This is a genomic window from Roseomonas genomospecies 6, from assembly GCF_008365375.1.
GTDB lineage: Bacteria > Pseudomonadota > Alphaproteobacteria > Azospirillales > Azospirillaceae > Azospirillum.
In genome coordinates, this window is record NZ_QOKW01000019.1 from 1 (window position 1) to 24,757 (window position 24,757).

Sequence of the window (24,757 nt, forward strand, 5' to 3'; positions counted from 1 at the left end):
TCAAGCTGGGCCCCCGATCCGAAGACCGAGCCCACTTGACAGGGCCGCTCAAAGCGACCTCACCCAAGCCTTCGAAACTGTTCGTCTCTTACTGCTTGACCGAGATGCTCAAGCGACCCGCGATGCCGGCTCCATCCGGAACCAACCCGCGGCCAACGGTCCATACCGCCGCCTGCGCATCCCTTCTCACAACACGGTATCAACGATTTCCAAGATCCCGCGGCCCCGGAGAACCGCAACACCCCGCGCCCATCCCCTTCGAGGAGTGGGCCGCCAGGGCCAGAATGTCTCTGTTTTCCCGACCCGTCGGCGCCTCGTTGGCGGCCACCGCGTCGGGAGGCGCTTTATATGCGTGCTCCCACGGGGGTGGCAAGCACTTTTTTCGACCCCGGCGATTTTTCCGCTCGGCACCTCCAACGCACATGACACCCAATTCATTGGATCTCGGCCGTCCACCGCCGCATGGTCGGACCGGCCGCCGACACGAGTTCAAACTTGGACGCGGCAGCGATCAATGGTTCGTTAACCAAGAACAGGTAAAGTTGCAGAACGGCAGAGAGTAGCCGCCAGCCGACCGCCGGGACCAGCACAGCAGGGGTCCGACTGCCGCGACTGCGCTGAACCATTTTGTAAAGGCTGACAAGCGTGACACTGCTTCGCACGCCGACCTTGGTCGAAGCCCCGGGCGTCGGCCACCGTTCATCCGAATCCTCGAACGGCGCCCTCTCCTTTCCAACGTCGCCCCCTTCCGTTTCCGGCATGCTGCGAGGCAGCACCGTGCCGGACCTGCTCCGGGACGAACTGCTGTCGGATATTTTTGCGGAGACGGCACGGAGGGTGCCGGAACGGACAGCCATTCTGTTCGACGGGCGCCGGGTGAGCTATGCGGAACTGGAGGTACGGGCGAACCGTGTCGCCAACGCGTTGCGCGCGCGGGGCTATGGGCCGGGATGCTTCGTCGGGCTGTGGATGACGCGGTCGCTCGATCTGCATGTGGCGCTGCTCGGCATTCTGAAAGCAGGCGCCGCCTATCTGCCGTTCGATGCCGACACGCCGGTCGATCGCGTGTCCCTCAGCCTCGCCGACTGTTCGGCTCCCGCCATCCTTGTGGACGCCGTCACCGGTTCCAAAGCGGCGGGGCTGGATGTTCCCGCGCTGCGGTTGGAGGACTTGGCGTCCAATGACGAGCGCGTGCCAGACCTGCGGGCGGGCGGAGTCACCCGGGACCACCCGGCTTATGCGATCTACACGTCGGGCTCCACGGGCAAACCCAAGGGCATCGTCATCAGCCACGCCAACATCTGCCATTACCTGCGCGCGGCCAACAGCGTGTACGGGATCACGGGCGAGGATGTGGCGTTCCAGGGCGCCTCGGTGGCCTTCGACCTGTCGCTGGAAGAGATCTTCGTCCCCTATCTGGTCGGCGCCACGCTCTGGGTGGCGAGCCGGCAAGTGTTGGACGAGGCGGATCGGCTGGCCGACGTGCTGAACGAAGCCGGGATCACGGTGCTGGACACCGTCCCAACCCTGCTCGCCATGCTGCCCAAGGATGTGCCGAGCCTGCGCGTCGTCATCCTGGGCGGCGAGGCCTGTCCTCCCGCCGTTGCAGCGCGCTGGTGCCGTCCGGGTCGGACGATCTTCAACAGCTACGGCCCGACCGAGGCGACGGTCGTGGCGACGGTGGCCGAGGTGCGTCCGGACGAGCCGGTCACCATCGGTCGCCCGATCCCGAATTACAGTTGCTACGTGGTCGACGAGTCGATGGCGCTCGTTCCCCCCGGCGTTCAGGGGGAATTGCTGATCGGCGGGCCGGGCGTGGCCCAGGGCTATCTGGGGCGTCCCGAACTGACCGCCGAGAAGTTCATCCGGAACGCCTTCGCCATCCACGGCAACGATCCGGTGCTCTACCGCTCCGGCGACGCGGTGAGCGTCGATACGAACGGCAATCTGCTCTTCCATGGCCGCATCGACGACCAAGTGAAGATCCGCGGCTTCCGGCTGGAGCTGGGCGAGATCGAGGCGAAGCTGACCGACATGGCCGGGGTGAGCCAAGCCACGGTCGTTCTGCGCAACGACAACGGGCTGGACCGGCTGGTCGCCTTCCTGGTGCCGCAACCCGGTGCCACGCTGGACAAGACCGCGCTGCGCGACTCTCTGCGCGCCCAATTGCCGAGCTACATGGTGCCGTCGCATTTCGAGGTGATGGACCGCCTGCCCCGCCTGACCTCCGGAAAGGCCGACCGCAAGGCGCTTCAGGCCGCCCCGCTGACCGGCGACGCCGGCCCCGGCGAGCAGGACGAGCCGCGGACCCCCACGGAGGCCGCTCTGCTGGAGGCCGCCCGGCGCGTCTTCCCCGGTCAGGCGGTGCCGCTGGAAGCCGACTTCTTCATGGATCTGGGCGGGCACTCGCTGCTGGCCGCGCGGTTCGTGTCGGCGGTGCGGGAGACCATGCATCTCGACGGGCTGACGTTGCAGGATGTCTACGGCGCCCGCAGCCTGCGCGCCATGGCCGAGCGTCTGGACGCCCGCGCCCCCCAAGGCGGCGGCAGCGGAGGGGCGGAGCGCAAGGATCGGTCCTTCACCCCGCCTCCCCTGCTCCGCCGCTTCCTGTGCGGGGCGGCCCAGGCGGTGGCCCTGCCTTTCATCCTGGCGCTGATGACGGCGCAGTGGCTGGGCGTGTTCGTCAGCTACATGCTGCTGTCGGGCGAGGACGCCGGCATCCTGCAGGAAATCGCCACTCTGCTGGGCGTCTATATGGTCATCAACGCCGCCACCGTGCTGATCGCCGTCGCGGCCAAATGGCTGGTCATCGGGCGGACGAAGCCCGGGCGTTACCCGCTGTGGGGTGTCTATTATTACCGTTGGTGGCTGGCGCAGCGCTTCATCAGCCTTGTCCATCTGAAGTGGTTCCAGGGTTCCCCGGTCATGCGGGTGCTGCTGCGCGCCTTGGGCGCCAAGGTGGGCGACGACGCGCTGATCGGCGAGTTCGAGTCCGGCGCCATCGACCTCGTCACCATCGGCGCGGGCGCCGCCATCGGCGGCAAGGTGAAGCTTGCCAACGCCGAGGTGATCGGAAACGAGCTGGTCATCGGAGCGGTGGAGATCGGCGCCGACGCCTATGTCGGCACCTCTTGCGTCATCGGCATGGACGCGGTGGTGGGCCACGGCACGGAACTGGCCGATCTGACCGCCCTGCCCGCCGGCGCCCGCACCGGTTCCTACGAGCGTTGGGACGGATCACCCGCCCGCCGCTCCGGCAGCGTTGACCCTGCGGAGTTGTCCGTTCCCGCGACGGCCGGGCGCCTGCGCCGGGGGGTGCACGCCGCCTTCTACGCGGCGATGCTGCTGGCCCTGCCGCCGATCTCGCTGATGCCGATCTTCCCGGCCTTCTACCTGTTCGACAATCTGGACGGGGTGCTGGGGGCGGTCTTCGGCGTCAATTACCTCTATTATCTTCCGCTGATCGCCTGGCCGACCGCCATGGCTCTGGTCGCGGTGACGGTCTGCATGATCGCCGCCGTGCGCTGGATCGTGCTGCCGCGCGTCGAGGCCGGCACCTACTCGGTTCACAGCGGCTTCTATCTGCGGAAGTGGATGGTGGCCCTGTCCACCGAGGTGATGCTGGACACGCTCAGCTCGCTCTACGCCACGGTCTACATGCGGGCGTGGTACCGGCTGATGGGAGCGAAGATCGGCAAGGACGCGGAGATCTCCACCAACCTCGCCGGGCGCTACGACCTCGTCGAGATCGGCGAGAAGTGCTTCATCGCCGACGAGGTGGTGCTGGGCGACGAGGACATCCGCCGCGGCTGGATGATTCTGAAGCCTGTGAAGACCGAAGCGCGCGTGTTCGTCGGCAACGATGCGGTGGTGCCGGCGGGGGCCAGCATCCCCACGGGCTCGCTGATCGGCATCAAGTCGAAGCCGCCCGAGAATGGAGCGATGTCCGCCGGGGAGACGTGGTTCGGCAGCCCGCCCATCAAGCTGCCGGTGCGCCAGCGCTTCGACGGGGTGGGCGCCAACTGGACCTATGAGCCGTCCAAGGCCCGCCGCCTGGGCCGCGCCGTGTTCGAGGCCTTCAGCCTCTCCATGCCGACGATGCTGTTCATCACCTTCGGCACTCTGGCGGTGGAGTGGTTCGCACCGGCCATCCTGGAGCAACGCTACGGCACCTTCCTGGCGCAGTTCCTGGCCGTCAGCGTCGCCATTCCGGTGGCGATGGTGGCGGTGGTCATCCTGGTGAAGTGGCTGCTGATGGGCCGCTACGAGCCGACCGTGAAGCCGATGTGGTCCTGGTGGGCCATGAAGACCGAGGCGGTGGCGGTGCTCTACTGGGGTCTGGCCGGCAAGGTGCTGCTGGATCATCTGCGCGGCACGCCGTTGCTGCCCTGGGTGCTGCGCCTGTTCGGGACGAGGTTCGGCAAGGGCGTGTTCATGGACACCACCGACATCACCGAGTTCGACTGCGTGTCGGTCGGCGACCACAGCGCGGTGAACGCCCTGTCGGCCCTGCAGACGCACCTGTACGAGGACCGCGTGATGAAGGTGGGGCGCGTGAAGGTGGGCCGCGGCGTCACCATCGGCGCCGGGTCGACGGTGCTGTACGACACCGGCGTCGGCGATTACGCCCAACTCGGCCCGCTGACCCTGGTCATGAAGGGCGAGGAGATTCCCGCCCACACCGAATGGGCCGGCGCCCCGGCGGAGCGGGTGGCGGAACCCCGGACCGAGTTGAAAGAGCGGTTCAAGACCGCCGCGTAACCCGTTGCGATTGTTTGGATATTCTGGCCAGGCCTGCGGCGCTTCGGCGTCGGGGCCGGGCCGCGTCGTTTCATGGCGCGGCCGACGCCCCTTCCTTATCGCCGCAGGGCCTTCCGTTCCCGTTGTGCGCGGGGCCGAGGGGTGTATAACGGTGCGCGAGCGTGGCCCTGGCCCTTTTGCGCGCTCCCGCGCGCCGCATCGGGGCCTGTGACCCAAGAAACAGGAAGGAAGCCCCCCGAATGCCCGACGATATCAGCCCCGCCCGCGGTGCCTCGCTGTTTCCGCTGGCCAAGGATGACACGACCTACCGCAAGCTGACCTCGGATTACGTCTCGGTTGTCGAGTTCGACGGCGAGGAGGTCCTCAAGGTGGAACCGGAGGGTCTGCGCCTGCTGGCCGAGGAAGCGTTCAAGGACATCAACCACCTGCTGCGTCCGGGCCACCTGAGCCAGATCCGCGCGATCCTCGACGATCCGGAAGCCTCGCCGAACGACAAGTTCGTGGCGCTGGACCTTCTGAAGAACGCCAACATCGCCGCCGCCGGCACCCTGCCGATGTGCCAGGACACCGGCACCGCCATCATCATGGGCAAGAAGGGCCGCCGCGTCTTCACCAAGGGCGGCGACGAGGCCGCCCTGTCGGAAGGCGCCCGCGACGCCTACCTGAAGCGCAACCTGCGTTACAGCCAGCTCGCCCCGATCTCCATGTATGAGGAGAAGAACACCCGCAACAACCTGCCGGGTCAGGTCGAGATCTACGCGGAGGGCGAGGACGCCTACAAGTTCCTGTTCATGGCGAAGGGCGGCGGGTCGGCCAACAAGACCTTCCTGCATCAGGCCACCCCGTCGGTGCTGGCGCCCGATCGGCTGCTGAAGTTCCTCGAGGACAAGATCCGCTATCTCGGCACGTCGGCCTGCCCGCCCTACCACCTCGCCATCGTCATCGGCGGCCTGTCGGCGGAGCAGAACCTGAAGACGGTGAAGCTGGCGTCGGCCCGCTATCTCGACAACCTGCCGACCGAGGGCGGCGAGGACGCGCACGCCTTCCGCGATCTCGCCATGGAAGCGGAAGTGCACAAGCTGACCCAGACCATGGGCATCGGCGCCCAGTTCGGCGGCAAGTATTTCTGCCACGACGTCCGCGTCATCCGCCTGCCGCGCCACGGCGCCTCCATGCCGATCGGCGTCGGCGTGTCCTGCTCCGCCGACCGTCAGGCGGTGGGCAAGATCACCAGGGACGGCATCTTCCTGGAGCAGTTGGAGACCGATCCGGCCAAGTATCTGCCGGAGATCACCGACGGCGATCTGGCCGGCGAGGTGGTGAAGATCGACCTCAATCAGCCGATGAGCGAGATCCTCGCCACGCTGAAGCAGTATCCGATCCGCACCCGCCTGTCGCTGACCGGCCCGCTGATCGTCGCCCGCGATCTGGCCCACTCCAAACTGCGCGCCCGCCTGGACGCCGGCGAGGGGCTGCCGGACTATTTCAAGAACCACCCGATCTACTACGCCGGCCCGGCCAAGACCCCGGAGGGCTACGCCTCGGGTTCCTTCGGACCGACGACCGCCGGGCGTATGGACAGCTTCGTGGAGCAGTTCCAGGCGGCGGGCGGCTCCATGGTCATGCTGGCGAAGGGCAACCGCAGCCCGGAGGTGACCGCGGCCTGCCAGAAGCACGGCGGCTTCTATCTGGGTTCCATCGGCGGCGCCGCGGCCCGTCTGGCCCAGGACTGCATCAAGAAGGTGGAGTGCATCGAGTATCCGGAACTCGGCATGGAAGCCATCTGGCGCATCGAGGTCGAGGACTTCCCGGCCTTCATCATCGTCGATGACAAGGGGAACGACTTCTTCAAGGAACTGAAGCTGGCCTGATCTCGGCACCTCCTGTTTCCCTCCCCCGCGAGAGCGGAGGAGGGTCAGGGAGAGGGCAAGCGTCTGCAATTCGAGGACCCGCCATGCCCGATGACTTGACCGCAAAGATTGCCGATGCCCAGCGCCGCGCCCTGTTCGCCGCGGAGGTCATCGTGAACCGCCGCCTTCACGATTTTTCCATGCGCCATCAGACCCACTACGCCAACGACGTGGCGGAGGAGCGCAAGGCCATCGAGAAGGAAATCCGCGCCATCCGCCGCCGTGTGCCGGCGGCTCCCGTGGTGACGGATGAGCTGGTAACCCAGGTCGCGGGCGATGCCCTCGCTCCGGAAGCGGTTCGCGCGGTGCTGCTGTCGCTTGCCGTCCTTCGCCCCGATGTGCTGACAACGGTTGACGAAACGTCCTCGGACCTTGAAGACGATGACGAAGACTGACCGCATCGTCCGTTAAGGCATCATGACACCCGAACAAATCCAGGCCCGCGTGCTGTACCGCGACGGGCTGATGCTCATCATCGACAAGCCCGCCGGCCTGCCCGTCCATGCCGGGCCGGGCGGCGGGCCGAATCTGGAGCGGCATTTCGATGCCCTGCGCTTCGGCTTTCCGAAGCCGCCCGGCCTCGCCCACCGGCTGGACCGCGACACCTCCGGCTGCCTGATCCTGGGGCGTCACCCGAAGGCCCTGCGCAAGCTGGGCAAGCAGTTCCAGGAGGGCAAGGTCGACAAGACCTATTGGGCGGTCGTCGCCGGCAGCCCGCCGGAGGAGCAGGGACGCATCGAGCTGCCGTTGAAGAAGGTGACCAACCGGACCGGCGGCTGGCGGATCGTCGTGGCCGACGATGGGCAGAGCGCCGTGACCGAATACCGGGTGATGGGCCGCGGCGACGGCACGACGTGGCTGGAACTGAAACCCCACACCGGGCGCACGCACCAGATCCGGGTGCATTGCGCCACGGCGCTGGGCTGCCCTCTGCTGGGCGACCCGCAGTATGGCGGGCCGGAGGGGCATGCGCTGCACCTGCATTCGCGCGCCATTTCACTGCCCCTCTACCCCTCCCGCGAAGCGGTGGGCGCGGTGGCGCCAGTTCCGCCTCACATGCGGGCGGCGCTGGCTGCCTGCGGATTCAAAGGAGACGACCCGGCTTGAAGACTTAGGCCCGCCATTCGGCGCCCTTCTCCGTGCCGGCCTCGGTCTCGTGCACCATGAAGCCGACATAGCCCGCGACGATGGCGAGCACGGCGTGCAGCCAGATGTCGTTGCCGTGCAGAGGCATCAGCCCGAACAGCGTGTTCAGACCCGGGATGAAGCCCATGACGGTCAGCGCGGCGTAGGCCACGGCCACGCTGCGCAGATAGGTGCGCGAGGCCAGACGGCTGGAGAAATAGGCGAAGAAGCCCCACAGGCCGAACAGGAGGTGCGCGAGGTTGTGCAGCAGATTGACCGGGAAAAGGCCGAGCAGATACCCGTGGAAGGCCTCAACGGCAAGGATCATGCCGTCGGGGGGAGGGCTCAGGAAGGTCGGGATGAAGCCCAGTATGCCGATTGCCGTAAAGGCCGCGGCGTAGACCAGAGTTACGTTGCGCCACCACATATGTCTCTCCGTTGGCAGACAGGGGATGAAACCGCCCTACCAACAGAGGGTTAGAAGCAGCGTTCCCAGATTCAGCCGACGGCTGTCTCCAAGACGTCTGTCTCCAAGACGGCTGGCTCCAAGGTCACGGCCTTGACCGGACAGACGCCGACGCAGTCGCCGCAACCGGTGCAGCCCCCCGCCTCGATCATCGGCAGCCAGCGTCCGCGCCCCAGCGGGCGGAAGCGGATCGCCCCCGGGTCGCAATGGTCGCTGCACATGCGGCAGTCGGTTCCGTTGAAGGACAGGCAGCTCGCCCCGATGCGCGCTTCCAACGCCTGAGTCACCGGCGCCTGAGGCACCGGCGCCTGAACCGGCGTCGGCTCGGCCCGGAAGCGGCCCCGGATCAGATCCGCACGACTGACCGCCATGATGACCGTCTCCTTTCCTTCCCGATTCCGTCGTCCGGCGCTTGCTGCATTCGCGAATGCCGGGCGTCGGCAATGGAGATACACTGTTCCTTCGCACATCACCCGACCTTGACCATCGTCAAGGCCCGGACAGCCCCGGAAGGACGGACGGCATGGTCCCCATCGGCAACACCACGGCGCGTTGGATGACGCTTCGCTACGGGCTGGCGCTGGGGGTCATCGCGCTGTGCACGATCGCCGGTTTCTTCATGACGGAACGGGTCATCGACCAGCACGCGGACATGCTGGAGGTGGTGAACATCTCGGGCCGTCAGCGCATGCTGTCCCAGCGCACGGCTCTGCTGGTCGAGCAGCTCCGCAACGCCTCGACCGACGCGGAGCGGGAGGCCCTGACCGCCCGCCTGGCCGAGGCGACGAACATGTTCGAGAACGCCCACCGGCGGCTGACCGGCGCCGACGAGGGGCCGGCCATGGGCAAGGACGTCCGGCGGCTCTATTTCGACGGGCCGGAGCCGCTGAACGATCTGGTGCTCCGTCACATCGCCGCGCTTCGCGCGGTGATCGCCGCCGGCCCAGCCGGCCTGCCCCCGGGGATGCCCGAGGCGAACCTCGTCGCCCATCAGGCGCTCGGCCCGCTCCTGACGCGGCTGGAGGACATGGTGGCCCGCTATCAGGAGGCGGGGGAGCGCGGATTCGCCACCCTGCACCATCTGGGATTCGCCGCCCTGATCCTGACTCTGCTGACGCTCTGCGCCGAGGTGCTGGTCATCTTCCGCCCGATGGTCCGGCAGGTGGAGCGCCAGTTCGCCGACATCACCCGCATGACGGAGGCTCTGGAGCAGACGAACGTCACGCTGGAGGCCCAGGTGCGCGCCCGCACGGCGGAGCTGCACACGGCGAAGGTGGCGGCGGAGCAGGCTCATCTGGCGAAGTCCCGCTTCCTGGCCCACGCCGGGCACGATCTGAAGCAGCCCTTGCAGGCCATCAGCATGTTCACCGGCATGCTGGAACGCCAGATCGACAAGCCGCGGGCGGCGGCGCTGGTGCGGGATTTGCGGCTGGCCCAGCGGTCCATGCACGACCTGCTGAACGCCATCCTGGACATCTCCAAGCTGGAATCGGGTGTGGTGGAGCCGAAGCAGGCGGACGTCGCGCTGTCCGCCCTGTTCGACCAGCTCGAATCGGAGTTCGCCGGGATCGCCGAGGACAAGGGGTTGCGGCTTCGCGTCGTTCCGACGGCGCTGTCGGTGCGAACCGACCCCTTCCTTCTGGAACGCATCCTGCGCAATCTGTTGACCAACGCGGTGCGCTACACCGAACAGGGCGGCGTGCTGATGGGATGCCGACGCCGCGGCGGCACCCTGTGGATCGAGATCTACGACACCGGACGCGGAATCGCCGAAGCCGACCGCAGCCGCATCTTCGAGGAATTCGTGCAGCTCGACCGGCCCGACCGCGACCGCAGCGAGGGGATCGGGTTGGGGCTCGCCATCGTGGACCGTCTGGCCCGGCTGCTCGGCCATCCACTGGAGTTGAGGTCGGTCGAAGGACGGGGAACCGTGTTCGCCGTGGGTGTACCGTTGGTTCCCGTATCACACGAGACGGTCGCGGCCTGACTCCTTGACCAGCAGTACCGCCTGGGTCCGGCTGCCCACCCCCAGCGCCTTCAGCACGCCCGTGACATGCGTCTTGACGGTGGAGAGATTCAGGCCCAGCCGCTCCCCGATCTCCTGATTCGACAGGCCCTGGGCCAGAAGGTCCAGGACCTCCAACTGGCGGCGGGTCATGCCGTCGAAAACGCTCGGCTCCTGCGCCTTGGCCGCGGCTGGCGGCTGCGCGATGCCCGGCATGCCGAGAACCGGCGGCACATAGGACCCGCCGGCCATGACCAGCCGCAGGATGTTCACCACCAGAACGTCGTCCGTGGATTTCGGAATGAAGGCCCGCACCCCGCGCGACAGGACGGCGCGCATCTCGTCCGGCGAGTCGATCATGGAAAAGACCACGACAGGAACCGGCGCCACCCGCTTCACCACCGCCTCCACATCGTCCAGCCCGCCGAGGCCAGGCATGCGCAGATCCATGATGACGAGGTCGTAGGGACCCTGGTCCAGCAACTGGGTGAGCTGGCCGAAGCTGGTCGCGGCCGCCACGCTGGCCTGTTCGTTCAATTCCCCGACCAGATGGGTCAAGCCACTGCGAACGATGGAGTGATCGTCGGCGATCAATACCTGCATGACAACCCTGCTTCGGCGAAGGCGGCTGGGGGGAGCTTTCCCAGATGGACGGGGTCCGCTGGGACCGGGTCGGACTCGGTCGTCTCAAACCAAAGTGCGGCTTCCGGTATGAACCTCATACGCCGACCGGGCGTTTCACGCCACAATTGATGCATGTTTCCGCGCCGCCGCGCGTGCTTCTGCCGCAGGTGCGAAAAGGGCGCCGCCGAAGCGACGCCCTTACCCATCGTCCTGATCGTGCCGACCGCCCCCGGAGAGGACCGGCGGCCCGCCGGGTCACTGCACGCGGATGAGGATCTGCGCGCGACGGTTCGACGGTTCGCGCACGTTCGGACCCGTGTCCACCATGAGTTGGGTTTCGCCCTTGCCCTCGACGGTGATCTGGTTGGCCGCAACGCCCTTGCCGACCAGGGCGTTCCTGACCGCGTCGGCGCGGCGCAGCGAGAGCCGCTGGTTGTAGGCCGGCGAACCGGAGGTGTCGGTGTGGCCGATCACATGGATGCTGACGGCGCGCACACGGCCCGCGGCGGTGGCGGCATCGCCGATGATCTTGTCGGACGCCGCGGTGATGTTCGCCTTGTCCCAGTCGAAGAACACCAGATACTCCGACTGAGGCTGGGCCTGGACCGCCGGGGCCGCCGGAGCGATGGGCGCCGCCGCGGGGGCTGCCGCCGGGGCGCCGAAGGTGTAGCGCAGGCCGGCGAGGATGGTGTGGTTCTGGTACTCGCCCTTCACGGTCGAGGTGGCGAGTCCGGCGGGGCCGCCGAGATCGAACTTCGGGTCCAGGGTTGCGAAGTAGCGATAATCCAGCGTCAGCGCCAGGTTCTGGGTGAGGGCGTAGGACACGCCGGCGATGCCTTGGTAGGCGAACACCCAATCGCGGTCGTCGAAGCCGCCGAGATCCAGGCGGACCTGCGCGATACCGGCGCCGACGCCGATGTAGGGCGTGAAGGCCGTGCCGGTCTTGATGTCGTAGTACAGGTTGCCCATGAAGGCGAGCGAACTGGCCTTGCCGCCCTGCCCGTTCAGAGCCGCGGTCGCGCTCTCGGTGCTGTCGATGGCGTTGCGCCAGCGCCAGGCGAACTCCAGCTCGGCCCGAGGGCCGGCGGCGGTGGCGTAACCAGCGGAAATGTCGCCGATGCCACCCAGCTTGAAGCTGGTGTCGGCCTCGGCCGAGGTGCCTTGGAAGCGCAGATCGGCGTCGCGCGTCCAATTCACGCCGGCACCGGCGCCCACATAGAAGCCTTCGGTCGCGGCCATGGCGGCGGTCGGCAGCATCGCCGCGAGCGCCGTTCCGAGCAGAATCCCACGCAGAGTCATTTTCTTCTTTCCCTTGTAGACGGCGTTGCCGGGGCTGTCGAAGCGAACCGTTCGGATGGACCGGTGTCGATGACACCCGCCTTCATCGGGCGAGCCCGCCGCATTCCGTCGGCGGTGGAAACATCATGGTTTCGAAATATCAGCAACCACCCGCCGTCACAAGTACCCTGTGATAAGATGCACAGAGATGTTGCATTTCTGCATTACTCGATCTTTCGCCCTAGTCTTCATATCCCTTCGAGTTAAAAGTAATCACAAGCAGAAACCCTCATAGCCCTTTTAGATGATCGCCACCACGTTTGGATGATTGGCTCCTATGGCCAACAATCCGGGCACCTTGGGCGGGCAAATGCCTGGGAAGGCCGCCTGTCGCAACCAGCGGGCCGGCGCCACGGCGCGCGTCAGTCCTGCGTCTCGGCGACCATTTCGAACTGGGCAGGATCGAGCAGGGTGGACACCGCCAGGGTCTTGAGGGTCTTGTGATCGTCGGACCGCTGCAACTGGGCGTGCTGGGTGCCCAGCCCATCCTTGCGGACGGCGATCACCTGCCAGACTCCGCCGCCGGGACCCAACTTGCGGAACATCTGGCCTTCAACGACTTCGCGCTTTCTGCGCATATCCAATCTCCAAAACCCAAGGCTTCGCACCCGGCAACGATGCCGGCACGGCGAACCATTCAAACACCAAACCGGCCCCGATTGGCGAGCGTCCGTTGCGGACCGCGGCAAGCCGAAGCCGGTATGTAGCGGTGCTGCAACAACGGTCTTCGCACTTGCGGAACAAACCGACGACCCGATACGTTGATGCCGTCATGAAAATCGATCACGACGTGCTCCTGTTCGCGACCCGCCTTGTGGAAGAGCTGGGCGAGTCCGCCATCCGCATCAGCCGCGTGCGCCTCGTCGAACTGACGGCTGCCAACAACCTGCGCGCCGCCGCCTTCTGGCGGGACGTGATGCGCACGTCCGAGCGGCTTCTGGCGGAGCGCTCCCCGTCCCTGGCGCCCCCGCCCACCGCGCCTCCACGGGCACCGCAACCGGCCCGCGTCTGACGGTCCCCCGATACACGAAAGGCCCGGCGGTTTCCCGCCGGGCCTTTGCGCGCCTATGCTCCCTGAGGGGAACCAGACGGTACGCCGATTACTTCACCTATTACTTCACCTGGGCGTACTGGCCGTTGTTCCAGCGGTACCAGACATAGGCCGGAGTGGTCACGTCGCCCTTGGCGTCGAAACCGATCTTGCCGATCACCGTGCTGTAGTTGCCCTTGCGGAGAACCTCGGAGACCTTGGCCGCGTCGGTGGAGTTGGCCTGCTTGACCGCGTCCGCCCAGATCTGCAGAGCGGCGTAGGTGTAGAGGGTATAGCCTTCCGGCTCGTAGCCGGCCTTGCGGAACTTCTCCACGGCTTCCTTGGCGTCCGGCATCTCGCGCGGGTCCGGACCGAAGGTCATCATGGTGTTCTCGCCGGCCGGACCGGTGATGGCCCAATACTCGTTGGTCACCAGCGCGTCACCCGACACGATCGGGGCGTTCAGGCCCTGATCCTTCATCTGACGGGCCAGCAGACCGGCCTCGGTGTGATAGCCACCGACATACACGACGTCGACGGCTTCCTGCTTCAGCTTGGACACCAGCGCCGAGTAGTCCTTCTCACCCGCCGTGTAGGCTTCGTAGATCTTCTCCTTCTGGCCGCCGGCGTTCAGCGCCTTCTGCGTCTCGTCGGCGAGGCCCTTACCATAGGCCGACTTGTCGTGCAGGATCGCGACGTTCTTGCCCTTGTAGTTGTCGAGCAGATACTTGCCGGCGATCTGGCCCTGCTGGTCGTCACGGCCGCAGACGCGGAAGACGTTCTTGAGGCCCTGCTCCGTCAGCTTCGGGTTGGTGGAAGCCGGGGAGATCTGCAGGACGCCTTCCTCGGCGTAGACCTGCGAAGCCGGGATCGAGGAGCCCGAGCAGAAGTGGCCGGCAACGAACTTCACGCCCGCCTTGGCGAGCTGGTTCGCCACGGCAACGGCCTGCTTCGGGTCGCAAGCGTCGTCGCCGACTTCCAGCTTCAGCTTCTGGCCCAGGACACCGCCGGCGGCGTTGATGTCCGCAACCGCCTGCTCCATGCCCTTCTTCATCTGCTCGCCGAAGGTGGCGTACTGACCGGTGATCGGGCCGGCGGTCGCCACCGCGATGTCGGCCTTCGCCACCGAGGCGGTCATAGCGGTCGCCGCAACCGCAACGAGGAGGGAAAGCTTGTAGTTCATAGTTTCGTTGGCTCCCTGTTATGAGTCGTACGCCGGCCCCATCGGGGGCCTTTTCACCGGCCCCCCAAGGGCGGGGGCGCCGGTGCCGACAAGGTTCCACTATAGTCCGATCATCGCCAAGTGCGACAGTTTCACACGCGCCCTAGTCCTGACCGGACTCATGGATTCCGCAATCACTCAGCGAGAGACCCGCCGACGCGCTCGCGCCATCCGAAAGGTCCCGAACGTTCGTACAGCCAAGGGTACTGGGAGACCATCCGGCGCGCCACCGAAATGCGGTACGTCGTCAGGGTGATCGCACCGATCGCCAACGTGTGCACCACGAATCCGTAGAGCGACAGAAGCTCGCCGCCGAACAGGCCCCAGACCAGAAACCGGTCGCCCAGCCCCAGCAGAAGCGAATAGCCGATGGCGTGCGACACCGGCTTCCAGCCTTCGGCCAAAGTCTGGCCGGTCAGAACGCCGCAGCCGCCGAACACCAGAACGGTGAGCCCCAGGAACACCGGGAGAGAGGAGCCGAGAACGCCGTCCATCAGTGACCTCCCTCCAGATAGGCCGAACGCACTTCCTCGTTCGCCAGCAGTTCCGCACCGGTCCCCGACATGGTGACCTTGCCGTTGACCATCACATAGCCGCGGTGGGCGAGCTTCAGCGCGTGGAACGCGTTCTGCTCCACCATGAACACCGTCATCCTCTGCTCGCGGTTGATGTCCTTCACCGCCTGGAAGATCTGCTTCACCACCAGCGGGGCGAGGCCCAGCGACGGCTCGTCGAGAAGCAGAAGCCGCGGCTGGCTCATCAGCGCGCGTCCGATGGCCAGCATCTGCTGCTCGCCGCCGGACATGGTGCCCGCGCGCTGGCCGATGCGCTCCTTCAGGCGCGGGAACAGGGTCAGGACCCGCTCCAGCTCGTTGGCGAAGCTTCCGGGCTTGGCGGTGATGGACCCCATCTGCAGATTCTCCAGCACGCTCATGCGCGGGAAGATCCGGCGGCCTTCCGGTGACTGGGCGATGCCCAGGCGGACCAGTTCGTAGGTGGGCATTTGCGTGATGTCCTGCCCATCGAAGGTGATCCGGCCCATGCGGGCGCGCGGACTGCCGCAGATGGTCATGAGAAGCGTGGACTTGCCGGCGCCGTTGGCGCCGATCAGCGAGACGATCTCGCCGGCCCCGATCTCGATATCGACCCCCTTCAGCGCCTCGATGGCGCCGTAGAAGGTGTGGACGCCCGATACCTTCAGCATGGCTCAGGCCCCCTCCTCGGCTCGCTTGGCGACCTCCGGCAGATCGGCCTTGATCTCCGGCGGCAACTCCTCGTCCTCTTCCTCGCCCAGGTAGGCGCGGATCACCGCCGGGTCGTTCTTCACGAAGGCCGGATCGCCGTCGGAAATCTTCCGCCCGTAATCCAGCACCACGACATGGTCGGAAATGGTCATCACCACGCTCATGTCATGCTCGATCAGCAGCACGCCGATCTTGTGCTCGTCGCGGATGTAGGTGAGCAGGTCGGCCAGTTCGCCCGACTCGCGCGGGTTGAGGCCCGCCGCCGGCTCGTCCAGGCACAGCATCACCGGCTCCGTGCACATGGCGCGGGCGATCTCCAGCCGGCGCTGGGCGCCGTAGGGAAGATTGCCCGCCTCCCAGTCCGCGAACTCCAGAAGGCGCACGCGGTCCAGCCAGTACTTCGCCAGATCGACCGCCTCCCGTTCCGTCTTGGTGTAGGACGGCAGGCCGAGAAGGCCGGCGATGGAGAAGCCCGACGCGCGGATCAGCTTGTTGTGCTGGGCGACGATCAGGTTCTCCAGAACGCTCATGCCGCCGAACAGGCGGATGTTCTGGAAGGTGCGGGCGACGCTGGCCTTCTGCGAGATGCGGTAACCCGGCATCCGCTCCAGAAGGAACTCCTTGCCGTCGGGATGGCGAAGCGTCAGCCGGCCCACCGTGGGGGTGTAGAAGCCGGTGATGCAGTTGAACAGCGTGGTCTTGCCGGCGCCGTTCGGACCGATGATCGCGGTGATCTCGCCGTTGTTCGCCGAGAAGGAGACGTCGTTGACCGCCACCAGGCCGCCGAAGCGCATGGTGAGGTGTTCGACCGTCAGCAGGGGCGTGGCGGTCATGGAATGACCCCTCATCACTGTACCTTCCATCACTTCGCGCTCCCCCCGGCGATGCCCTGGCCACCGGCGGCGGCGGTGCCCGCGGCGGGGCCGCCGCTTCCGCCCTTGGGACGGCCATGCAGGAGGATGGTCGGATCGCGGTGGGCCAGCAGGCCGCGCGGACGCCACAGCATGATCAGCACCATGCCCATGCCGAACGCCAGCATGCGGTAGTCGGCCAGTTCACGGAACGCCTCGGGAAGGCCGATGACCAGCAAGGCCGCCACGACGACGCCGATCTGGCTGCCCATGCCGCCCAGCACCACGATCGCGAGGATGATCGCCGACTCGATGAAGGTGAAGCTCTCCGGGCTGATGAAGCCCTGGCGGGTGGCGAAGAAGGACCCGGCGAAGCCGCCGAACATCGCCGCGATGGCGAAGGCCGCCAGCTTCATGTTCGTGCGGTTGATGCCCAGCGAGGCGCAGGCGATGTCGTCCTCGCGCAACGCTTCCCAGGCGCGGCCCAACGGCAGCTTGCGGACGCGCATGGTGAACAGGTTCACCACCAGTGCCAGCATCAGGATCAGGTAATAGAGGAAGATGATCCGGTGCAGCGGGCTGAATTCCAGGCCGAACAGCTCGTGGAAGGCCGCGGTGCCCTCCGCCGGAGTCCGCGTGAAGTCGGCGATGCCGAAGAAGCTCGGGCGCGGAATGCCGGAGATGCCGTTGGGACCACCGGTGAACTGGTACCAGTTGATCAGGATGATTCGGATGATCTCGCCGAATCCCAGCGTCACGATGGCGAAATAGTCGCCGCGCAGACGCAGGACCGGGAAGCCCAGCAGCACGCCCGACAGCGCCGCCAGCAAACCCGCCAGCGGCAGGCAGACCCAGAAGCTGAAGCCGAAATAATGGGCCAGCAGCGCGTAGGAGTAGGCGCCCACCGCGTAGAAGGCCACATAGCCGAGGTCGAGCAGGCCGGCGAGGCCGACCACGATGTTCAGACCCCAGCCGAGCATGATGTAGGTCAGCAGCAGGATGCCGATGTCCAGCAACTGGCGGTCGGCCAGCGGCGTGAACGGGAACGCCAGCGCCAGGGCGACGCCGATCGGACCCAGCCAGCGGGAGGCGTGCTGCACCTGCGCCGCGATGTGGTCCATGCGCTTGTCGCGCTCCGCCTGCGACAGCTTGGAGCGGCCGGTGCGGATCGCCAGGATGGCGCGGATGGCGATGACGGCGCCCCCGCCGATCAGGATGACCCGCAGGGCCTCGGTCGGCATGGCGATGAAGAAGCCGGCCGCGGTGGCGACGGCGGCCAGGACCAGGACGATGGCCGCGTGCCCCTCGCGGATCAGGCAGAGGCCGAGGCGCCCGAGGAAGACCAGACCGACGGCGGCGGCCACCTCGTTCCAGCGGGTTTCCAGGCCGAGGCCGGTGGGACGGTCCACCGTGCGCAGGCCGACCAGCGGGATCGTCAGAAGAAGGGCGACGAAGGCGGTCATCGCCGCCTCCTTCAGGATCGCGGGCCAGGCGATGGCCCGCGGCGAAGACAGGGAAATCGCGGTCATGGCCTCACACCTTCTCGATTTCCGGACGGCCCAGCAGGCCGGTCGGACGGAAGATCAGGACGAGCACGAGAATCGTGAAGGTCGCCACGTCCTTCCATTCGCTGCCCATGTAGCCCGACCAGAAGGCTTCGATCAGGCCGATGACCACGCCGCCCAGCATGGCGCCCGGCAGGGAGCCGATGCCGCCGAGCACCGCGGCGGTGAAGGCCTTAACGCCGGCCAGGAAGCCGATGTAGAAGTCGATCACGCCATAGATCAGCAGAACCATCATGCCCGCCACGGCGGCCAGGGCGGCACCCATGACGAAGGTCAGCGAGATGACGCGGTCGACGTTGACGCCCAGCAGGCCCGCCATCTTCTTGTCCTGCTCGCACGCGCGCTGCGCGCGGCCGAGCGAGGTGCGGGTGATGAGCTGGGTGAAGCCGTACATCAGCGCGATCGTGATGACGATCGTCGCCAGACGCACGTAGCTGACCGACACGGCACCGTCCATCAGGGTCAGGTTGCCGGGCAGGATCGGCTGAAGCGGCTTGCTGCGCGCACCCTGCAGGATCTGGACGTAGTTCTGCAGGAAGATCGACATGCCGATCGCCGAGATCAGCGGCGCCAGACGCGGCGAACTGCGCAGCGGGCGATAGGCTATGCGCTCCACCGTCCAGCCATAGACGGCGGTGAACAGCATCGACGCCACCAGCATGACGAGAAGCGCCAGCGGGACCCAGGTGATCCCCAGGCTGCCGATGGCCAGAAAGGTGATGAGGGCCACGAAGGCGCCGATCATGTAGATCTCGCCGTGGGCGAAGTTGATCATACCGATGATGCCGTAGACCATCGTGTATCCGATCGCGATGAGGCCGTAGATGGCGCCCAGCGATAGGCCATTGATCAACTGCTGAAGGAAATACTCCATTGTCCTACCTCGCCTCGGCGCGATGCGCAGGCTTCGGCGAGCGAGACAAGCGCGCTCGTACACCAGTCACGTGAAGTGCCACTCCCCGAATTGGCTTACCCGGGCTCTTGAGCGCGGGACCAAGATTGTTGTGTAAGCGGAACGTTAGCCCAGCGGCTCCGAACAGAGCAAGAGGGCAAAGCCGCACTCTATATGCGGTAATACCAATTTTCAGAGAATTTGCAATATCGATTCATGTCAGTTCCGTGAACTTTGCGCTTGCTTTCTACCATAGCGAATGAAGCCCACGAAAAAGCCCCCTTCACTGTGGTGAAGAGGGCTTCGCAACAACTGTGCCACCATCGCCGGGGCATGGTCCGGATGGTTCATGCCCGGCGGTCGGACAACCGGAACGGTGCCCGTCAGCGCTTGGCGGACACCACCTGGGCGTTCGCCGGGTCCTTCGGCTTTCCAGGGGCCTTGGCGGTCGCCTTGCCCGTGGACTTGGCCGCCGGAGCGGCGCTGCCGCCGCGCGAGGCCGGGGCCTGGGCGACGTCATAATTGATGTCCGGATTGCTGACGACCTGGACGTCGCACAGCGGCTTTGACGACAAATGCATCAGCCCGGCGCTTTTTTCATCGGCGGTGAGGACGCGGATGTCGTCCGCCGTCAGGTCCATCGCGGCCTTGGAGCGGTCGACGAAGTTGGCGCAATAGAGCGGCGTGCCGATGACCGCCGCGCGGCGGCTGATCTCGTTCGCCAGTTCGGTGCGGAACATGTCGAACTGCCGCGTCGCGTTGCCGCCGCTCCGCTTGCGGAAGTGGTCGATCATCGACGCTTCCGAATTGGAGATCAGCGAGCGGTTCTTGATGGTGAAGTCCTGGTACAGGTTGAAGGGCTTCTTGTCCGGATACACCTGCTGGCAGGCCAGCCCGACCACCATCATTTCGGTGTGCATGCGGATGGTCTGCTCCGCCGCGTGCTCCGCGCGGTTGTAGCAGGCGCCCGGCTTGGACGCGGTGCTCTTGGCTGCCGTGGACTTGGCCGCCGTGGACTTGGCACTGGTGCTCTTGGAAGAGGCCGGCTTCGCGGTGGCGGGATTGGCCGTAGCCTCCTTGGCGGCGGCCGGCAAAGCGGCGCCGGCGAACAGCACGGCGAGGCCGACGGCGGCGGCGCTGCGCAGGGTGAGGGAAGGAATGCGATGGGCGGCGCGCTGGCGATTCATCGTTGGTCCGGCTCCGGTGGCCCTGATTGACGGGCGGAATCCGACGGATCACGCCCTCTCCTTCGGTCGTTCTACAAGATCCCGACAGACGGTCAACCCATATCGCCCGTCCAAAGACCATTTGTCTCAGCCTGTGGCGTGGCCGTCGCCGGAAACAGCGATCCACTACGGGGCGGTTGCTTGGGTTGCGGCGCGGCGGTCTTTCCCAGTATTGCAACAGCGCCGGCGCCATTCTGTGACGCGGCCCACAAAGCAGGGCGATTTTTCCCATGAACCGCATCAACGGCACCCCGTCGGCCATCCGCATCGGGATCGACCTCGGCGGCACGAAGATCGAAGGAATCGCGCTCGGTCCGGGAGGCGAGGAGCGCGCCCGCTTCCGCGTGCCGACGCCGCGCGGAGACTATGGCGGGACGCTGCGGACCATCGCCGCCCTGGTCGCCCGGCTGGAGGAGGAGACGGGCGCGGTCGGCGCCACCGTCGGAGTCGGCATTCCCGGCGCCATCTCTCCGGCGACCGGGCTGGTGAAGAACGCCAACTCCACATGGCTGATCGGAAAGCCCTTCGACCGTGATCTGGCCGATGCGCTCAAGCGCCCCGTGCGGATCGAGAACGACGCCAATTGCCTCGCCGTGTCGGAAGCGGCGGACGGCGCGGGTGCCGGCTGCGGCGTGGTCTTCGCGGCAATCCTCGGGACCGGCTGCGGCGCGGGAATCGTCGTGGATGGCCGACCGCTGGGCGGACGCAACGCCATCGGCGGCGAATGGGGGCACAACCCCCTGCCCTGGCCCACCGACGAGGAGCGGCCCGGCCCCGCCTGCTACTGCGGGAAGGCGGGCTGCCTGGAAACCTTCGTGTCCGGCCCGGCCGTCGCCGCCGACCATCGCCGGGCGACGGGCGAGGATCGGACCGCCGAGGCCATCGCCGCCCTGGCGGAGAGCGGTGACGCCGCGGCCCGCGCGACTCTCGACCGGTTGGTGGACCGGCTGGGACGCGGGCTGGCAGGGGTCGTGAACATCCTCGACCCGGACGTGATCGTTCTAGGCGGCGGGCTGTCGAACCTGGAGTTCCTCTACACGGCCCTGCCCCCGGCCATCGCCCGCTGGAGCTTCTCCGACAGCCTGGACACGCCGATCCGCCGCGCCGTCCATGGCGATTCGAGCGGGGTCCGGGGCGCCGCCTGGCTGTGGCGGCCCGAGGAGGCCATCAGCGCTCGAACGTGTATTCCGGGTTGAGCGTCACCTCGCGCGGGGTTCCGGGCATGTTGTCTCCGCCCCCGCGCCGCGCCGCCGTCGCCGCGCCGCGCCCGTCGCGGACCGGCGGGGTCAGCGAGTTGGTGCGGGAGTAGGAGGGCGTGGCGCGGGCCGGATCGGTGCCGTAACCGCGCGAGCCGGCGCGGAATTGCTCGCCGTTGCCCATGGACCCCCAATGGGACGGGCGAGGGCCGGGAATAGGTTGGGCTTCCTCCATGCGGCGCATGTGGGGTCCGGTCGGGACCATCTCCTCATACACCCAGGAGGGGTATTCCTGCCTCTGCGCTTCGGCGGGTGCGGCAAAGGCCAGCACCGCGAGGGTCGCAACAGTCATCGTTCGAAGCATGACCTGGCGGCCTTCCATCCTTTTGCGTGTGGAAGACGGATTCCGCCGGATGCCGCGCCGCATGTCCAGGGAGGAGGCGGGTTACTCAGCCCGCACCCTCCCCCCACCGGACATCCCCTTTCCGGTCCCCTCAGGGCCGAGGCGCGCCGTAGAGCGTCAGGGTCAGCCGCTTGCCGGTGTTGTAGTTGAAGCCGGTGAACCGACCGAGTTGCAGCGGCTCCATCCCGTTCAGACCCGCGCGGAACTCCGCCTCCTCCCGCCCCGTCACCAGGGCCAGACCGCAGGCCGGGTTGGCGGTGAGATGCGCGGCGGCGCCCGTCCCGTGGGTCAGGCGCGTGCCGGTCCCCAGGAGGAAGACGAGACTCGGCTCCGAGTAGCCGGCGGAGGCGACCACGCTGTCGGCGCAGGGACGGACCGCCGCGACCGTACGCGCGGCCTGCCGGCTGATCCACACCCCGTCGATGGCCGGCAGAACCGCGCAGTAGGTGCCCGCATACAGCACCGCCGCCGCCGCCGTGCCTGCCGCGAAGCCCAAGGATTCCCGGCTCTGGGCGAACAGGCGTACGGCCAGGGCGTACAGCACCAGAACCACCGGCAGCATGGCGACCGCGACCGGATCAACGCGCTGGTCAACCAGATAGGGAATCACCGCGACCGCCGTGGCCAAGGCACCGAAGCCGATGGCTCCCAAGGCGGTGGCGACAATGAACAGGCCCCGGCGCGGCGTCTCCGCAAAGCGCAGGAAATGCTCGCGCGCCGCGGCGGCGGTCAGGATGGCGATGGCCGGGAAGACCGGCAGCGTGTAGTGCAGCAGCTTGGTCGGCACCGCCTCGAACACCAGCCAACTCGGCACGATCCAGGCGGCGCAGAAGCGCACGGCGGCCGCCGCCGGCCCGGTCGCCTTGCGGTGGCTCCAGGCCCAGGGAACGGCCAGAAGCGCCAGGAAGGACCAGGGCGCGAAGGTCACCCAGAAGGTGCCCAGATAATAGCCGGGCGGCAGCCCCTTGGCCTCCTGCCCGCTGACGACCTTGCCCATCATGTCGTGGCCGACCGATTCGGCGAAGAAGGCCCCGTTGGTCTTCACCGTGATGGCGATCAGCCAGGGCGCGGCGATGGCGACCACGATCGCGAGGCCCACCAGGGGGCGCAGCCGCTTCAGCCAGCCGGCCCGGCGGTCCAGCACCGCCAGCGCCAGCGCCGTGGTGCCTGACACCAGTAGGACGATGGGTCCCTTGATGAGGATTCCCACCCCCGCGGCGATCCAGAAGGCGAGCGGCGCCGCCCAGCCGGACCGCTCCGCATGGCGGTTCAGGTACAGGCTTGCCAGCGCCGCCTGACCGATCACGATGGTGGAGAGCAGGACGGCATCCGTCTTCGCCATGCGGGCCTCGACCCCCAGCACGACGCAGGAGGCCATCATCAGCCCGGCGAGGAATCCCACCGTCCCGCCGAACATCCGGGCGCCGGTCCAGGCCGTCGCCAGGACCGCCAGAACGGCCCCCAGCAGCGACGGGATGCGGAAGGTCCAGATCTCCTTCGGCATCTCCCCTGCCCCGGCCACCAGCCGCGTCGCCGCGGTCTGAAGCCAATAGATGCCGACCGGCTTCTTGTGGCGCGCCTCGTCCTGGAAACGGATGTCCACATAGTCGCCGCTTTCGAGCATCTGATGGGACGCCTGGGCGAAGCGAGCCTCGTCGCGGTCGAAGGGCGGCAGGTCGACGAATCCCGGCAGGAACAGCAGGACGCTGAGCACCGCCAGGGCCAGATAGGCCAGAACCGGCAACCGGTTGGTCGAGGGGGCGGGTGACGCGTTCATGATTGGTCCGCCGCGCCGTTTCGGCGGTTGTTCCAGACGAAGTAGAGGTTCCGGAAATAGATGACGAGGCCCAGCCCTTGACCGAACATGAACACCGGATCACCCCGCTGGATCGAGTAAGCCAACAAAAGAACCCCGCCGCCGATGGAGAAATACCAGAAGAGATCGGGAACGATGCTGCGGCGGGCGCGCTCGCTGGCGATCCACTGCACGACGAAGCGCATCATGAACAGCGCCTGCGCAAAAAAGCCGACGCCGACCCAGATCAGGTCGGCGGTACTTTGGCTCTGGTACCAGGCGATGACGCGTTCGAGCATCGGGAGGCAACCGGTTCCGTGACGGCCTAGCGGTCTTCGACCGCGGGCGACAGCGCGGTGCGCCGCTTCAGCCAGTAGACGCCCAGAAGATCGACCACGCCGATCAGACCACGGCGCCAGTTGTTGTATTTGGACACGCCGCGTTCGCGCGGCCGGTGATTGACCGGCACATAGGCCACGGGATGGCCGTGCGACCGGAACAGGGCGGGAAGGAAGCGGTGCATCGCCCCGAAGAACGGCAGGTCGAGGAAGGCGTCGCGGCGGAATAGCTTCAGCCCACAGCCGCTGTCCGTGCAGCCGTCCTGAAGGAAGGACTGCCGCACCGCGTTCGCGAAGCGCGAGGCCAGCCGCTTGGACAGCGTGTCCTGCCGCTTCTTGCGCAGTCCGCCGACCAGAACCGGCGCGTCCGGACCACCCTGGGCGGCCAGCGCGAACAAGGCTGGGATGTCGGCGGGGTCGTTCTGCCCGTCGCCGTCGAGGGTGGCGATCCACTCTCCGCGCGCCGCCTTCACGCCGGTGCGCACGGCGGCGCTCTGCCCGGACCGGCGCACATGGCGGACCAGCCGCAGACGCCCCGCGGCGACCACGGGGGCGAGCCGCGCCAGCGTGTCGTCGCTGGAGCCGTCGTCCACATAGATCACCTCGAAAGCGCGGCCCAGAACGTCGGCAGGCGACAGGGCGCGCTCGATCTCTTCAAGGAGGGGAAGGACGTTCTCGGCTTCGTTGAAGACCGGAACCACGACCGACAGCCGCACGGGCGGACGGCCCTCGGAATCTACGCTCACTGGATTAATCCCATTCGCCA

At 67.0% G+C, this 24,757-nt stretch carries 23 protein-coding genes; 7 read left to right on the forward strand and 16 right to left on the reverse strand.

The features are described from left to right. Nucleotides 1–777: 777 nt before the first annotated feature. The 4 genes from DS843_RS20880 to DS843_RS20895 all read left to right on the forward strand — a co-directional run bounded on the left by DS843_RS20880 (nt 778) and on the right by DS843_RS20895 (nt 7,778). Complete coding sequence (locus DS843_RS20880; protein WP_149470769.1) at nt 778–4,761, forward strand: Pls/PosA family non-ribosomal peptide synthetase; 3,984 nt, start codon at nt 778–780, stop codon at nt 4,759–4,761. A 239-nt stretch (nt 4,762–5,000) separates the two neighbouring features. Then, the gene (locus DS843_RS20885) at nt 5,001–6,632 is read left to right on the forward strand and encodes a fumarate hydratase (protein ID WP_149470770.1); all 1,632 of its coding nucleotides are present in this window, start codon (nt 5,001–5,003) and stop codon (nt 6,630–6,632) included. An 83-nt stretch (nt 6,633–6,715) separates the two neighbouring features. Next, a complete protein-coding gene (locus DS843_RS20890; protein ID WP_149470771.1) occupies nt 6,716–7,066 on the forward strand; it encodes a hypothetical protein in 351 nt (116 codons plus the stop codon). Between the two features lie 22 nt (nt 7,067–7,088). Continuing rightward, entirely contained in the window at nt 7,089–7,778 is a 690-nt protein-coding gene (locus DS843_RS20895; RefSeq protein ID WP_149470772.1) for an RluA family pseudouridine synthase, read from the forward strand. 4 nt (nt 7,779–7,782) lie between these two features. On the opposite strand, the gene DS843_RS20900 is transcribed toward DS843_RS20895, so the two are convergent. Continuing rightward, nucleotides 7,783–8,223 (reverse strand): DUF4383 domain-containing protein, encoded by a 441-nt coding sequence (locus tag DS843_RS20900; RefSeq protein ID WP_149470773.1) that lies wholly within the window; start codon nt 8,221–8,223, stop codon nt 7,783–7,785. A 71-nt stretch (nt 8,224–8,294) separates the two neighbouring features. Beyond that, nucleotides 8,295–8,633, reverse strand: a complete 339-nt coding sequence (locus tag DS843_RS20905; protein WP_167525393.1) for a 4Fe-4S dicluster domain-containing protein — start codon at nt 8,631–8,633, stop codon at nt 8,295–8,297. A 152-nt stretch (nt 8,634–8,785) separates the two neighbouring features. Here DS843_RS20905 and DS843_RS20910 point away from each other — a divergent pair, with 152 nt between their 5' ends. Then, nucleotides 8,786–10,249, forward strand: coding sequence for an ATP-binding protein (locus DS843_RS20910; RefSeq protein WP_149470775.1), 1,464 nt, complete (start codon nt 8,786–8,788; stop codon nt 10,247–10,249). On the opposite strand, the gene DS843_RS20915 is transcribed toward DS843_RS20910, so the two are convergent. The 3 genes from DS843_RS20915 to DS843_RS20925 form a co-directional block, all read right to left on the reverse strand. After that, nucleotides 10,226–10,870 (reverse strand): response regulator transcription factor, encoded by a 645-nt coding sequence (locus DS843_RS20915; RefSeq protein ID WP_149470776.1) that lies wholly within the window; start codon nt 10,868–10,870, stop codon nt 10,226–10,228. The genes DS843_RS20910 and DS843_RS20915 overlap by 24 nt on opposite strands. 276 nt (nt 10,871–11,146) lie before the next feature. Beyond that, on the reverse strand, nt 11,147–12,190 hold the full coding sequence (locus DS843_RS20920; protein ID WP_149470777.1) for an OmpA family protein: 1,044 nt from the start codon (nt 12,188–12,190) through the stop codon (nt 11,147–11,149). Between the two features lie 401 nt (nt 12,191–12,591). Beyond that, a complete protein-coding gene (locus DS843_RS20925; RefSeq protein WP_167525394.1) occupies nt 12,592–12,807 on the reverse strand; it encodes a hypothetical protein in 216 nt (71 codons plus the stop codon). 194 nt (nt 12,808–13,001) lie between these two features. Between DS843_RS20925 and DS843_RS20930 the strand changes: the two genes are divergently transcribed. After that, nucleotides 13,002–13,241 (forward strand): hypothetical protein, encoded by a 240-nt coding sequence (locus tag DS843_RS20930; protein WP_149470778.1) that lies wholly within the window; start codon nt 13,002–13,004, stop codon nt 13,239–13,241. A 100-nt stretch (nt 13,242–13,341) separates the two neighbouring features. Here the strand turns inward: DS843_RS20930 and DS843_RS20935 are convergent, their stop codons facing one another. The 7 genes from DS843_RS20935 to DS843_RS20965 all read right to left on the reverse strand — a co-directional run bounded on the left by DS843_RS20935 (nt 13,342) and on the right by DS843_RS20965 (nt 20,220). Beyond that, entirely contained in the window at nt 13,342–14,442 is a 1,101-nt protein-coding gene (locus DS843_RS20935) for a branched-chain amino acid ABC transporter substrate-binding protein (protein WP_109068298.1), read from the reverse strand. Nucleotides 14,443–14,615: 173 nt separating this feature from the next. Continuing rightward, on the reverse strand, nt 14,616–14,975 hold the full coding sequence (locus DS843_RS20940) for a DUF6867 family protein (protein WP_149470779.1): 360 nt from the start codon (nt 14,973–14,975) through the stop codon (nt 14,616–14,618). After that, nucleotides 14,975–15,685 (reverse strand): ABC transporter ATP-binding protein, encoded by a 711-nt coding sequence (locus tag DS843_RS20945; protein ID WP_149470780.1) that lies wholly within the window; start codon nt 15,683–15,685, stop codon nt 14,975–14,977. The genes DS843_RS20940 and DS843_RS20945 overlap by 1 nt, the downstream gene beginning before the upstream one ends. A gap of 3 nt (nt 15,686–15,688) precedes the next feature. Next, on the reverse strand, nt 15,689–16,558 hold the full coding sequence (locus DS843_RS20950; protein ID WP_286192229.1) for an ABC transporter ATP-binding protein: 870 nt from the start codon (nt 16,556–16,558) through the stop codon (nt 15,689–15,691). Between the two features lie 29 nt (nt 16,559–16,587). Next, the gene (gene livM, locus DS843_RS20955) at nt 16,588–18,105 is read right to left on the reverse strand and encodes a high-affinity branched-chain amino acid ABC transporter permease LivM (protein ID WP_149470782.1); all 1,518 of its coding nucleotides are present in this window, start codon (nt 18,103–18,105) and stop codon (nt 16,588–16,590) included. Between the two features lie 4 nt (nt 18,106–18,109). Beyond that, nucleotides 18,110–19,015 carry a branched-chain amino acid ABC transporter permease gene (locus DS843_RS20960; protein ID WP_014240349.1) on the reverse strand — a complete coding sequence of 302 codons (906 nt, stop codon included), beginning with the start codon at nt 19,013–19,015 and terminating at the stop codon, nt 18,110–18,112. Between the two features lie 401 nt (nt 19,016–19,416). Continuing rightward, nucleotides 19,417–20,220, reverse strand: a complete 804-nt coding sequence (locus DS843_RS20965; protein WP_149470783.1) for a hypothetical protein — start codon at nt 20,218–20,220, stop codon at nt 19,417–19,419. Nucleotides 20,221–20,489: 269 nt separating this feature from the next. Here DS843_RS20965 and DS843_RS20970 point away from each other — a divergent pair, with 269 nt between their 5' ends. After that, nucleotides 20,490–21,455, forward strand: coding sequence for an ROK family protein (locus DS843_RS20970; protein ID WP_149470784.1), 966 nt, complete (start codon nt 20,490–20,492; stop codon nt 21,453–21,455). On the opposite strand, the gene DS843_RS20975 is transcribed toward DS843_RS20970, so the two are convergent. The 4 genes from DS843_RS20975 to DS843_RS20990 all read right to left on the reverse strand — a co-directional run bounded on the left by DS843_RS20975 (nt 21,427) and on the right by DS843_RS20990 (nt 24,737). After that, on the reverse strand, nt 21,427–21,807 hold the full coding sequence (locus DS843_RS20975) for a hypothetical protein (protein WP_149470785.1): 381 nt from the start codon (nt 21,805–21,807) through the stop codon (nt 21,427–21,429). The two genes, DS843_RS20970 and DS843_RS20975, sit on opposite strands and share 29 nt — an antisense overlap. A 142-nt stretch (nt 21,808–21,949) precedes the next feature. Further along, entirely contained in the window at nt 21,950–23,635 is a 1,686-nt protein-coding gene (locus DS843_RS20980) for an ArnT family glycosyltransferase (protein ID WP_149470786.1), read from the reverse strand. Continuing rightward, nucleotides 23,632–23,952, reverse strand: a complete 321-nt coding sequence (locus DS843_RS20985; protein ID WP_149470787.1) for a lipid-A-disaccharide synthase N-terminal domain-containing protein — start codon at nt 23,950–23,952, stop codon at nt 23,632–23,634. Before DS843_RS20985 ends, DS843_RS20980 begins: the two co-directional genes overlap by 4 nt. Nucleotides 23,953–23,978: 26 nt before the next feature. Next, nucleotides 23,979–24,737 (reverse strand): glycosyltransferase family 2 protein, encoded by a 759-nt coding sequence (locus DS843_RS20990; RefSeq protein ID WP_149470788.1) that lies wholly within the window; start codon nt 24,735–24,737, stop codon nt 23,979–23,981. Between the last annotated feature and the right edge of the window lie 20 nt (nt 24,738–24,757).

Coding starts and splice junctions, on each gene's coding strand:
- DS843_RS20885 (WP_149470770.1), top strand. CDS start 5,001: ATGCCCGACGATATCAGCCCCGCCCGCGGTGCCTCGCTGTTTCCGCTG.
- DS843_RS20890 (WP_149470771.1), top strand. CDS start 6,716: ATGCCCGATGACTTGACCGCAAAGATTGCCGATGCCCAGCGCCGCGCC.
- DS843_RS20895 (WP_149470772.1), top strand. CDS start 7,089: ATGACACCCGAACAAATCCAGGCCCGCGTGCTGTACCGCGACGGGCTG.
- DS843_RS20900 (WP_149470773.1), bottom strand. CDS start 8,223: ATGTGGTGGCGCAACGTAACTCTGGTCTACGCCGCGGCCTTTACGGCA.
- DS843_RS20905 (WP_167525393.1), bottom strand. CDS start 8,633: ATGGCGGTCAGTCGTGCGGATCTGATCCGGGGCCGCTTCCGGGCCGAG.
- DS843_RS20910 (WP_149470775.1), top strand. CDS start 8,786: ATGGTCCCCATCGGCAACACCACGGCGCGTTGGATGACGCTTCGCTAC.
- DS843_RS20915 (WP_149470776.1), bottom strand. CDS start 10,870: ATGCAGGTATTGATCGCCGACGATCACTCCATCGTTCGCAGTGGCTTG.
- DS843_RS20920 (WP_149470777.1), bottom strand. CDS start 12,190: ATGACTCTGCGTGGGATTCTGCTCGGAACGGCGCTCGCGGCGATGCTG.
- DS843_RS20925 (WP_167525394.1), bottom strand. CDS start 12,807: ATGCGCAGAAAGCGCGAAGTCGTTGAAGGCCAGATGTTCCGCAAGTTG.
- DS843_RS20930 (WP_149470778.1), top strand. CDS start 13,002: ATGAAAATCGATCACGACGTGCTCCTGTTCGCGACCCGCCTTGTGGAA.
- DS843_RS20935 (WP_109068298.1), bottom strand. CDS start 14,442: ATGAACTACAAGCTTTCCCTCCTCGTTGCGGTTGCGGCGACCGCTATG.
- DS843_RS20940 (WP_149470779.1), bottom strand. CDS start 14,975: ATGGACGGCGTTCTCGGCTCCTCTCTCCCGGTGTTCCTGGGGCTCACC.
- DS843_RS20945 (WP_149470780.1), bottom strand. CDS start 15,685: ATGCTGAAGGTATCGGGCGTCCACACCTTCTACGGCGCCATCGAGGCG.
- DS843_RS20950 (WP_286192229.1), bottom strand. CDS start 16,558: ATGACCGCCACGCCCCTGCTGACGGTCGAACACCTCACCATGCGCTTC.
- livM (WP_149470782.1), bottom strand. CDS start 18,105: ATGACCGCGATTTCCCTGTCTTCGCCGCGGGCCATCGCCTGGCCCGCG.
- DS843_RS20960 (WP_014240349.1), bottom strand. CDS start 19,015: ATGGAGTATTTCCTTCAGCAGTTGATCAATGGCCTATCGCTGGGCGCC.
- DS843_RS20965 (WP_149470783.1), bottom strand. CDS start 20,220: ATGAATCGCCAGCGCGCCGCCCATCGCATTCCTTCCCTCACCCTGCGC.
- DS843_RS20970 (WP_149470784.1), top strand. CDS start 20,490: ATGAACCGCATCAACGGCACCCCGTCGGCCATCCGCATCGGGATCGAC.
- DS843_RS20975 (WP_149470785.1), bottom strand. CDS start 21,807: ATGACTGTTGCGACCCTCGCGGTGCTGGCCTTTGCCGCACCCGCCGAA.
- DS843_RS20980 (WP_149470786.1), bottom strand. CDS start 23,635: ATGAACGCGTCACCCGCCCCCTCGACCAACCGGTTGCCGGTTCTGGCC.
- DS843_RS20985 (WP_149470787.1), bottom strand. CDS start 23,952: ATGCTCGAACGCGTCATCGCCTGGTACCAGAGCCAAAGTACCGCCGAC.